9 protein-coding genes, 2 tRNA genes and 1 pseudogene are annotated in these 10,457 nt (G+C 61.1%); 9 read left to right on the top strand and 3 right to left on the bottom strand.

Annotation, left to right across the window (positions count from 1 at the left end; all coding sequences use genetic code 11):
• The 6 genes and pseudogenes from AC062T_RS04320 to AC062T_RS04345 all read left to right on the top strand — a co-directional run.
• Window positions 1-99: pseudogene (locus tag AC062T_RS04320) on the top strand (DciA family protein); the annotation flags it as partial.
• A gap of 163 nt (window positions 100-262) precedes the next feature.
• Complete coding sequence (gene gyrB, locus AC062T_RS04325) at window positions 263-2,296, top strand: DNA topoisomerase (ATP-hydrolyzing) subunit B (protein WP_476027726.1); 2,034 nt, start codon at window positions 263-265, stop codon at window positions 2,294-2,296.
• Window positions 2,297-2,411: 115 nt separating this feature from the next.
• Entirely contained in the window at window positions 2,412-5,042 is a 2,631-nt protein-coding gene (gyrA, locus tag AC062T_RS04330; protein WP_476027727.1) for a DNA gyrase subunit A, read from the top strand.
• Window positions 5,035-5,442 (top strand): DUF3566 domain-containing protein, encoded by a 408-nt coding sequence (locus AC062T_RS04335; RefSeq protein ID WP_108514519.1) that lies wholly within the window; start codon window positions 5,035-5,037, stop codon window positions 5,440-5,442. Before gyrA ends, AC062T_RS04335 begins: the two co-directional genes overlap by 8 nt.
• Window positions 5,443-5,540: 98 nt before the next feature.
• Window positions 5,541-5,614 (top strand) — tRNA-Ile (locus AC062T_RS04340).
• A gap of 83 nt (window positions 5,615-5,697) precedes the next feature.
• Window positions 5,698-5,770, top strand: a tRNA-Ala gene (locus AC062T_RS04345).
• A 75-nt stretch (window positions 5,771-5,845) separates the two neighbouring features.
• Here the strand turns inward: AC062T_RS04345 and AC062T_RS04350 are convergent.
• The gene (locus AC062T_RS04350) at window positions 5,846-6,952 is read right to left on the bottom strand and encodes an N-acetyltransferase DgcN family protein (protein WP_476027730.1); all 1,107 of its coding nucleotides are present in this window, start codon (window positions 6,950-6,952) and stop codon (window positions 5,846-5,848) included.
• Window positions 6,953-7,261: 309 nt separating this feature from the next.
• Window positions 7,262-7,876 carry a hypothetical protein gene (locus tag AC062T_RS04355; RefSeq protein ID WP_476027732.1) on the bottom strand — a complete coding sequence of 205 codons (615 nt, stop codon included), beginning with the start codon at window positions 7,874-7,876 and terminating at the stop codon, window positions 7,262-7,264.
• A gap of 136 nt (window positions 7,877-8,012) precedes the next feature.
• Here AC062T_RS04355 and AC062T_RS04360 point away from each other — a divergent pair, with 136 nt between their 5' ends.
• Complete coding sequence (locus tag AC062T_RS04360; RefSeq protein ID WP_476027740.1) at window positions 8,013-8,552, top strand: peptidylprolyl isomerase; 540 nt, start codon at window positions 8,013-8,015, stop codon at window positions 8,550-8,552.
• Between the two features lie 34 nt (window positions 8,553-8,586).
• On the top strand, window positions 8,587-9,435 hold the full coding sequence (locus tag AC062T_RS04365) for a rhomboid family intramembrane serine protease (protein WP_476027734.1): 849 nt from the start codon (window positions 8,587-8,589) through the stop codon (window positions 9,433-9,435).
• 232 nt (window positions 9,436-9,667) lie between these two features.
• On the opposite strand, the gene AC062T_RS04370 is transcribed toward AC062T_RS04365, so the two are convergent.
• Window positions 9,668-9,910 (bottom strand): cell division protein CrgA, encoded by a 243-nt coding sequence (locus tag AC062T_RS04370; protein WP_476027736.1) that lies wholly within the window; start codon window positions 9,908-9,910, stop codon window positions 9,668-9,670.
• Between the two features lie 40 nt (window positions 9,911-9,950).
• Here AC062T_RS04370 and AC062T_RS04375 point away from each other — a divergent pair.
• Window positions 9,951-10,457, top strand: a 507-nt coding sequence (locus tag AC062T_RS04375) for a sortase domain-containing protein (protein WP_476027738.1), incomplete at its 3' end; no start/stop codon positions are given.

Here is a 10,457-nt window from a genome sequence, read left to right on the forward strand (position 1 = left end):
AATATCGAGTCGGTGCGCTTTCTTGGGCCGGACACCCCTTCTTGGAAACATGGCCCCAGATCGATTCCAGGGCGCGGCCCTCGCGATACTTACGGTTAACACGTCAAATCAGCTCAGTACGGCCGAAAGAGTGGCGCAGGAGGCCGAATTCACCCGTTCGACAGCCGAACCTTGGTAGAATCTATTGGTTGCCTCGATATCTTCACGCGTGAAGTCGGGTCGAGGACGACGGTCGCCCTACAGGACAGGAGTCCCTTTTCAGATGTCATTACAGTCACCCGAGAATCCATCTGAAGAGCAAGCGACCACACCGGCATCGCACCAGCGCACCGCAGACGAGCAGAAGCTCGACAACGAGAGCTATGGTGCCGACCAGATCCAGGTTCTTGAGGGTCTGGAAGCGGTGCGCAAGCGCCCCGGCATGTACATCGGCTCGACGGGCCCGCGTGGTCTCCACCATCTCGTGTACGAAATCGTCGACAACTCGGTGGATGAGGCCCTCGCGGGGTTCTGCGACACCATCTCCGTGACGATTATGGCCGACGGCGGCATCAAGGTTGTCGATAACGGTCGAGGAATCCCGGTCGACATTCACCCCGTCGAGAAGAAGTCGACGGTTGAGGTCGTGCTCACGATCCTCCACGCCGGTGGCAAGTTCGGCGGCGGCGGATACGCCGTTTCTGGTGGTCTGCACGGTGTCGGCAGCTCGGTCGTGAACGCTCTCTCCCGTCGCCTGTCCGTCGAGGTTCGCCGTCAGGGACACGTGTGGCGACAGAGCTTTCAGAATGGTGTTCCGGATGCCCCGCTCGAAAAGGGCGAGGAGACAACAGAGACCGGCACCACGATCAGCTTCTGGCCGAACGATGAGATCTTCGAATCCGTCGTCTATGACTATGAGACCCTGCGCACTCGCTTTCAGCAGATGGCGTTCCTCAACAAGGGCCTCACGATCTCGCTCACGGATGAGCGGGTCGATGAGGAGGGCACCGACGGTCGCAAAGACACATTCATGTATGAGCGCGGGCTCGTCGACTATGTCGAGTACCTCAACTCCGCCAAGAAGTCCGAGGTTGTGCACCCCGAAATCATCTCGATCGAGTCAGAAGACACCGAGCGCCGCATTGCGCTCGAGGTTGCGATGCAGTGGACCACGTCATACAGCGAAAGCGTTCACACGTATGCCAACACGATCAACACCCACGAGGGCGGCACGCACGAAGAGGGCTTCCGTGCCGCGCTGACCACCCTGGTGAACAAGTACGCCCGAGAAAAAGGAATCCTTAAAGAAAAGGATGACAACCTCACGGGTGAGGATGTTCGCGAGGGCCTGACCGCGGTGATCTCCGTGAAGCTTGGGGAGCCGCAGTTCGAGGGCCAGACCAAGACTAAGCTCGGTAACACCGAGGCAAAGTCGTTTGTGCAGAAGGTTGCCGGGGAGGCGCTCGGCGACTGGTTCGCCCGCAACCCGCAGCAGGCAAAGGATGTCATCCGCAAGGCGTTGCAGGCATCCGCAGCTCGTATGGCAGCCCGCAAGGCTCGCGAACAGACTCGTCGCAAGGGCCTGCTCGAATCCGGGGGAATGCCCGGAAAGCTGCGCGACTGCGCGAGCAAGGACCCGAGCCTCTCTGAGATCTTCATCGTTGAGGGTGACTCCGCAGGTGGATCCGCCGTCCAGGGGCGTAACCCCGACACCCAGGCGATTCTGCCGCTCCGAGGAAAGATCCTCAACGTAGAAAAGGCACGCCTTGATCGTGCGCTCGGCAACGCCGAGGTCCAGGCAATGATCACCGCCTTTGGCGCTGGCATCGGTGAAGACTTCGACAAGGACAAGGCCCGGTACCACAAGATCGTGCTCATGGCCGATGCCGATGTCGACGGCCAGCACATCACGACGCTTCTGCTGACTCTCGTATTTCGCTACATGCGGCCGCTCATCGATCTTGGCTACGTGTACCTTGCGCAGCCGCCCCTCTACAAGCTCAAGTGGTCGAACTCCCCACACGAGTACGTCTACTCCGATCGCGAACGCGACCAGATGCTGGAGATGGGGCTTGCCGGCGGCAAGCGTATCCCCAAGGACAACGGCATCCAGCGCTACAAGGGTCTCGGCGAGATGGACTACAAGGAACTGTGGGAGACGACCATGGATCCTGCGACCCGCACGCTCCAGCAGGTCACCCTCGATGACGCGGCCTCGGCCGACGAGATCTTCAGCACGCTCATGGGAGAAGACGTCGAAGCACGCCGCAACTTCATCCAGCGCAACGCGAAAGATGTGCGCTTCCTCGACATTTGATGCAGTGAATCGCCCCGCGATTACCTGCACCGCAGTCGAGTGACCGGCCTATTCGGCCGAGCACATCGAGACACACAACTTCAGATGACGCAGAACATTAGACGAAATCAGGCAGATGGCTGACGAAAAAGACAACATCGAGAACCCCGCCGCGGACGAGCATGTCCCCGGCAAGGAGATCGACACCGCGCACGACAAGGTCACGCAGGTCGATCTCCAGCTCGAGATGCAGAGGTCGTACCTCGATTACGCGATGAGCGTGATCGTTGGGCGAGCTCTGCCCGACGTGCGCGACGGCCTCAAGCCGGTTCACCGCCGCGTCATCTACGCGATGTACGACGGGGGATACCGCCCCGACAAGGCTTTCTCCAAGAGTGCTCGCGTCGTCGGCGAGGTCATGGGTCAGTTCCACCCGCACGGTGACTCCTCAATTTACGACGCGCTCGTTCGCCTCGTGCAGCCGTGGAGCCTGCGATACCCGCTAGCTCTCGGTCAGGGAAACTTCGGTTCCGCCGGAAACGACGGCGCGGCCGCCCCTCGATACACCGAAACAAAGATGGCTCCGCTCGCGCTCGAAATGGTGCGCGATATCGAAGAGGAGACCGTCGACTTTCAGGACAACTACGATGGCCGCACGCAGGAGCCCTCGGTTGTTCCCGCCCGTTTCCCCAACCTGCTCGTCAACGGTTCCGTGGGTATTGCCGTTGGTATGGCCACGAACATTCCGCCGCACAACCTTCGTGAGGTCGGAGCAGGAGCCCTGTGGCACCTGGCCAATCCCGAGGCCTCGCACGAGGAGCTTGTTGAAGCTCTGACGCAGCGCATCAAGGGACCAGACTTTCCCACGGGCGCACAGATTCTTGGCGTCAAGGGAATTCAGGATGCTTACCGCACCGGCCGCGGGTCGATCACGATGCGCGCCGTCATCAACGTCGAGGAGCTGCAGGGTCGCACCTGCCTCGTTGTCACCGAGCTTCCCTACCAGGTGAACCCGGATAACCTCGCGCTCAAGATCGCTGATCTTGTTAAGGAAGGCAAGCTCGCCGGAATCGCCGACATCCGTGACGAGACCTCCGGCCGCACCGGTCAGCGCCTCGTCATCGTGCTCAAGCGCGACGCGGTTGCCAAGGTCGTGCTCAACAACCTCTACAAGCACACGCAGCTCCAAGAGAACTTCGGCGCGAACATGCTCGCGATCGTGGACGGCGTGCCGCGCACGCTAGCCCTCGACGGGTTCATCACTGCGTGGGTCGCTCACCAGATCGAGGTCATCGTTCGGCGAACGCAGTTTCGTTTGCGCAAGGCAGAAGAACGCGCACACATTCTGCGGGGGTACCTCAAGGCGCTCGATGCTCTCGACGACGTCATCGCCCTCATCCGACGCTCTTCGACCGTTGAAGATGCTCGCGACGGCCTCATGTCGCTGCTGGAGATCGATGAGCTCCAGGCCCGCGCCATCCTCGACATGCAGTTGCGTCGTCTTGCCGCTCTTGAGCGCCAGAAGATCATGGACGAGCACGCCCAGATCGAGCTGATGATTGCCGAATACAACTCCATTCTCGCGAGCCCCGTTCGCCAGCGGGAGATCGTGAGCGAGGAGCTCACCGACATTCTCGACAAGTATGGCGACGACCGGCGCACCGAGATCATGTACGGCTACGACGGCGACATGAACATGGAAGATCTCATCCCCGAAGAGGAGATGGTGGTCACCGTCACCCGTGGCGGCTACATCAAGCGCACCCGCAGCGACAACTACCGCAGCCAGCACCGCGGTGGCAAGGGAGTCAAGGGCGCCCAGCTCCGCGCTGACGACGTCGTCGAGCACTTCTTCGTGACCACGACGCATCACTGGTTGCTGTTTTTCACGAACACCGGCCGCGTCTATCGTGCCAAGGCATACGAGGTGCAGGAGGCCGGCCGCGATGCCAAGGGCCAGCACGTTGCCAACCTTCTCGCCCTGCAGCCGGGGGAGGAGATCGCACAGATCCTCGACATCCGCGATTACCAGGCCGCCCAGTACCTGGCCCTCGCAACGCGCGGCGGCCTCGTAAAGAAGACGGCGCTTAGCGAGTACGACACCAACCGTTCCGGTGGCATCATCGCGATCAACCTGCGCGAGGGAGACGAACTCGTCTCGGCGATGCTCGTCGACGAAGATTCTGACCTGCTGTTGGTATCGCGCAAGGGAATGTCGATTCGCTTCACCGCATCCGACGACGCCCTGCGCCCCATGGGTCGTGCTACCTCCGGCGTTATCGGAATGCACTTTAAGGGCGAGGACCAGTTGCTCTCCGCTTCGGTCGTCACTGATGACGGATTTGTTTTCGTCGTTACCGAGGGCGGCTTCGCCAAGCGCACCTCCGTTGACCAGTACCGTGTGCAGAACCGAGGCGGTCTTGGCATCAAGGTGGCCAAACTTCAGGAGGCCAGAGGCGACCTCGCCGGTGCCCTGATCGTAGAAGAGGACGACGAGGTTCTCGTGGTCCTTGCCAGCGGCAAGGTGGTACGCTCGGCAGTCGCCGAAGTCCCGGCGAAGGGTAGGGACACGATGGGAGTCGTTTTCGCTCGCTTTGCGGACGAAGACAGAATCATTGCGGTGGCGAAAAACTCGGAGCGCAATCTCCAGGGTCAGGAACTGCCCAGTGATGACACCCAGAATGGTGCAGGCTCACCCGAAGCCCTTGACGCCCCCGTAGCTGCGGCGCCCGATACCGAAGAAAAGGATGAGACCCCGGATGAGTAGCATCGCCGAGAAACTCCAGCGCAAGTCCCAGAAGGCCCCCAACAGCAAGCAGGTTCGCCTGCGGCTGGTCTACATCGACTTTTGGTCGGCCATCAAGCTGTCGTTCCTGTTGGCGGCATCGCTGGGCGTTGTGCTCATCGTGGTCTCGGCACTGGTCTGGACGGTTCTCGCATCGACCGGAATCTTCACCGACCTGGATTCGCTGCTCGGCGATGTCACTGGTGACGAGTCCTTCTCGCTGATGGCTAGCTTCTCGATCGTTCAGGTGCTCGGCTCGGCCATTGTGGTTGCGCTGCTCAACACGATCGTGGGAACCGCCCTTGGCGCCATCGCGGCAATGCTGTACAACCTCACGGTGCGCGTCACCGGCGGGCTGCTCGTCGGCTTCACTAACAACTAAAAACTTCTCTTTGACGGGATGGATGCCGAGTTGGGCATTCCGTTAGATCCCTCAATTTAGAGAATCGGGCTGCGTGCGATACTCTCGTATCTGCCCACGGGGATATAGCTCAGGCGGTTAGAGCGCTTCGCTGATAACGAAGAGGTCCCAGGTTCAAGTCCTGGTATCCCCACGCAGTACCGCAACACCCTGTGCTTTCTCTTCGGAAAAAGCACAGCAGCTCGGAATATTCTCCTTCGGGAGGGTAGCGGTTCCGGGGCCTTAGCTCAGTTGGTAGAGCGCTTGCTTTGCAAGCAAGATGTCAGGAGTTCGAATCTCCTAGGCTCCACAAGATAAGTCCGAACTTCCCACCGCCTGCCGGTGAGAAGTTCGGACTTTTTTGTTGGGGGAGTTGGTGCTGGCGCTAGCGGGTTGTCGCCGAAAGGGTGGCCGCTAGTTCAGGAACGCCCTTCAGCACGATGTTGACTAGCTCGTCGATCGGCCGGGTGAGCGGGTCGGTAGCGGGTAAGTCGTTCTCCATCTGCACGTCCAGAATCGCGGCAGCGATTCCCTCGCTATCGAGCCCTTCGTGATTGATCGTGACGCCGATCACCGTGGTCTCACTGAACGACTCGATCAGCGCCCTCTCGCTGGCAATGGTCGGCATGGGGATCGACGGGTAATCGCCCAGCGTGCGCCGTGCGGGAGCGTGCTGAAGAATGACGCTTGACGGCCTACTGCCGCGCAGAATGTACGCCGAGGTGAGGTAGGCGGGGTGACTGAGCGCCCCCTGGCCCTCCACGACAATCACATCGGGGAGCTCGCCCTCGTAGGCCGCCACGACCTGAGCCTCTAGCTCGCCGGAGCAGAACTGCGGGGCTATCGCGTCGAGCGCTACGCCGTACGCGGCGCCCTGAATGAGCGATGTCTGGCCCGTCGCCACCATGACGGCGCGGATGCCACGAGTGTTGAGTGCCTGCACCAAAAGCGTCGCCGTGGTGCGCTTGCCGATCGCACCATCGGTGCCCAGAATTGCGATGCGAGGGCACGGGACGTCGAATATCCGTCCTGTGAACACCGTGAGGTCTTTTTTGTCCTTGGGTCGGCGCACATCGGTGATGGTCACGCCGGAGGCGATGCTCGCGGCGACGAACTCGGCATCGTCGTTCAAGAACTCGTGTAGTCCGTTGATGATGCTCATTCCGCGGCCGATGGCATCCAGCAGCACCGAGCGCTGTTCGCGCGACAGCATGCCACTTGCCGGTGCGATCCCGCAGATGAGATAGGCGGGCACTGTGCCTGTACGGGCGATAGCCTCGGCCAGACTCGCGACCAGTGGAATGCCGTTCGGCACGCCGTCGAGGTACATCCCTGCGTCGAAGCCGGCACGGCTCGCATCGATCACGCTGACGATCTCGTACTTTTCGGAGTGACGCACCAGGCCGTTGGCAGTCTTTCCGTCTTGTTCGCCGAACTGACCGTCGCAGTAGATGACGGCCGAGAACGGGTGGGCGGGTAGTGAGGTGGGCACAATGGCTCCTTGATTTACCCAGAGGAGGCGACCATATCGTGGCGGCAGCCGCGAGGCCGACGCGCGATCAAGAGGTCTTCCCTGACATCGGCGCAGTGCCGATAGTGCCACGCTACCCCCGAGCCCGAGTTGTCCACACTGTGGAGGGGCCTGTGGATAAATTACAGGCGCGTAATTCGAATGACAAGAATTCTTGTGATTCGTCCCTGTCGAAGTTTTAACCGAAGAGGAATGACAAAAAACCCGGGTTAACGGGGCAACGCCGCCGACCCTCTCGGGTCGACGGCGTTGCTCGATGTTCGAATGAGGCTAGAGCGCCTCTGGCTTGGGATAGTCCTCGGGCTCGTCCGAAATCCACAGGTCGTCATCGGCACGTAGGGTCTGCCATACGGCGTAACCGACACCAGCCAGGGCCACGAGACCAACGCCGATCACGATGTAACGGCCGGGGCCGGGCGTTGACTTGGGCGGAACGAAGCCGACCTGCTTGCGCAGTTGCTTAGTGCGTTTCTTCACCTTCTTGCTCCCAACTTCGATGGCGTGCTCGGTGCGGGCGCTCGCCTTGCGAACCTGCTTCATCGCCTCTTTTACGCGGGCATCCTTAGCCACCTCAATGACAGCCAGAGCCGAGGCGATCGCAGAGGCAACGGAGGGGAAAATGTCGTGACTGATGCGGTCGCGCGTGTATTCGGCCACCGAACGAGTGGCGTTGACTCCCGTGGCGAGCGTGGGCTTCACACGGTGGTCGATAGTGTCGCGGACGCGCGGGGCAACTTCATCCCTGCTGATGTACCCCACCTGCCGTCCGGCCTCGCGGATGACCTTGCTGGCGTGTTCCAGAACTTCACGCTGGTCATCCCAGACATCCGAAGCGTTGCTCTTCAGCTTCTTCAGTTCACGGGAACGTTTGCGGGACAAAGCCATGAGTGACCTCCAGTCTGCGGCGGGTGGAGCGCATCCATCCTCCCACGCGTTGCTCTGTGAGCGGCCTGAGTATTAGGTGAATGCTCCGCGCTGTAAGCGAACTATGCGGCTCAGGGGCCCCAACGATGAAATACTGATCGGCATGCACACACATGTAGCGACCCTCCACACGAGCCTCGGTGACATCAAGGTCAACCTGTTCGGCAACCACGCCCCCAAGACGGTGGACAACTTCGTCGGTCTCGCAACCGGCACCCGCGAATGGACTGACCCGTCGACCGGCGAGAAGACGAACCGCCCCCTCTATGACGGTGTGATCTTCCACCGCATCATCGACGAGTTCATGATCCAGGGCGGCGACCCCCTCGGTCAGGGCATCGGCGGCCCCGGCTACCAGTTCGACGACGAGATCCACCCCGAGCTGGACTTCACCAAGCCCTACGTTCTCGCCATGGCCAACGCCGGCATCCAGATGGGCAAGGGAACCAACGGCTCCCAGTTCTTCATCACGACCGTCCCCACCACGTGGCTGCAGGGCAAGCACACCATCTTCGGCAAGGTCGAGGATGAAGAGTCGCAGTCTGTTGTCAAGAAGATCGAGGGCGTCAAGAAGGACGGCCGTGACAAGCCGATCGAGGACGTCGTGATCAACAGCATCACCATCGAAGAGGTCTAATACCTGTGAGACACCCACGGAGAGGGGGCCGGTCGTGAGCGACCTGCCCCCTTCCGCATCTGCGGACCACTGTTACCGGCATCCCGACCGGCAGAGTTACATCCTCTGCCAGCGCTGCGGGCGCACCATCTGCCCGGAATGCCAGACCCAGGCCGCCGTCGGGGTTCACTGCCCCGAGTGCGTCCGTGAGGCCCGCCAGAGCGCACCCCGCACCAAGCCAGCAGTCGTGACGGCCCTCTCCCGTGCCCGCCGTGAGGGCCCCGTTGTCACGTATGCCCTCATCGGCGTGACGGCACTGATTTACATTGCCCAGTTGCTCTCGGGCGGCCTCGTCACGAGCGCCATGGCCTATGCCGGCGTTCTGACGCCCACCGAGCCGTGGCGCATGATCACGACGATGTTCGTCCACTCGCAGAATTCTTTCTTCCACATCCTGTTCAATATGTATTCGCTCTGGATCTTCGGGCGCATCCTTGAGCAGATGCTGGGCCGGTGGAGATTTCTCGCCCTGTATGCCCTGAGTGGCCTCGGCGGATCCGTCGCCGTGCTCTTTCTTATGCCTGATGTGTGGGTCGTCGGAGCCTCCGGTGCCATTTTCGGTCTGCTCGGCGCCTTCTTTGTGATCCAGCGTGGGCTCGGGAGCAATTCACGGCAGCTCCTGATTGTCGTTGCGCTCAACCTGGTGATCGGGTTTGTTGTGCCCGGCATCGCCTGGCAGGCGCACGTGGGCGGACTGCTCGTCGGAAGCCTTGTGGCGTTCATTCTGATGAAAACGCGACGCAGAAATCAGCAGCGCGCACAGATCCTGCTCTTGGCTGCCGTGCTGATCGGCCTCATCATCCTCTCGGTCGTTGGTTCTGCGCTCCTGTGGATACGGTTCTAAGCAAGTTATCCACAGGGACACGGTTTTCCACAGCAATCCACAGGGTTATCCCCGGCTTTAAGACCACTTATCCCCGGTTAATCCCCGTCATCCCCGAAGTTATCCACAGGTTATTCCACAATGGGGATAATTACACCGGTGTAGTTGTCCCCCGGGTGCCCATCGTGATGACAGCACAAGAAAAGACCCCCCGGCACCGGCCAGGGGGTCTTTTCTATTGCTGAGGGAGCGCTTATCGCCAGCGCGTTGTCATGAGGAAGCCCACGAACATGATGCCGAAACCGACGAGGATGTTAGCGTCGCCCAAGGCGGGCAGAGGCAGGGCGCTTCGGCTGATGTAGTAAACGATGATCCAGATCAGGCCGAGAAGCATGAGCCCGAACATGATGGGCTTGAACCAGACCGGGTTAGGGGCATCGTCTCCCGAACGGATCTCCCGCGGGGCGTCGGTCTTCGAGTTCGTCGATCTGGCCATGTGCAGATTCTAGCCGGATACCGTCGATAGAATCGCCCCTATGGAGCCGAGCGAGGTCGAAGCTCGCCCCGAACGCCCTCCGCGCGTCGGGCGCGTCAGCGTATTCGGAGTGCTCGGGGAGCTCTTTCTGACTGCTGGCGTTCTTGTATTTCTTTTTTTGGGTTGGCAGCTCTGGCTCAACGACATTCTCGTGGGGAACGAACAGCGCGACAGCGCAGTGGCGCTCAGCGAGTCGCTCTCTGAGGCTGCACCAACCGCTCCTCCGGCCGAGACGACGGCGCCCACTGCGCCCCCCGTGGCGTCGGATGCCCCCGTCGACCACGGCGATCCGCCCGTGAGCACGGCCGCCGTCGCCGGTGGCAAACCTTTTGCGACCCTCTACATCCCGAGATTCGGCAGCGACTACATTCGCGTAATCGGGGAGGGTGTGAGCCTCACGCAGGTGCTTAACAAGAAGGACCTGGGGGTCGGCCACTACCCCGAAACGCAGATGCCGGGCGAGGTGGGCAACTTCGCCCTCGCCGCGCATCGCACAACCTGGGGTGCT

Source organism: Homoserinimonas sp. (assembly GCF_056262345.1).

What these genes read in the sequence shown, in the direction of transcription:
- AC062T_RS04335 (WP_108514519.1), top strand. Translation starts at nt 5,035, where the DNA reads ATGAGTAGCATCGCCGAGAAACTCCAGCGCAAGTCCCAGAAGGCCCCC.
- AC062T_RS04355 (WP_476027732.1), bottom strand. Translation starts at nt 7,876, where the DNA reads ATGGCTTTGTCCCGCAAACGTTCCCGTGAACTGAAGAAGCTGAAGAGC.
- gyrB (WP_476027726.1), top strand. Translation starts at nt 263, where the DNA reads ATGTCATTACAGTCACCCGAGAATCCATCTGAAGAGCAAGCGACCACA.
- AC062T_RS04370 (WP_476027736.1), bottom strand. Translation starts at nt 9,910, where the DNA reads ATGGCCAGATCGACGAACTCGAAGACCGACGCCCCGCGGGAGATCCGT.
- gyrA (WP_476027727.1), top strand. Translation starts at nt 2,412, where the DNA reads ATGGCTGACGAAAAAGACAACATCGAGAACCCCGCCGCGGACGAGCAT.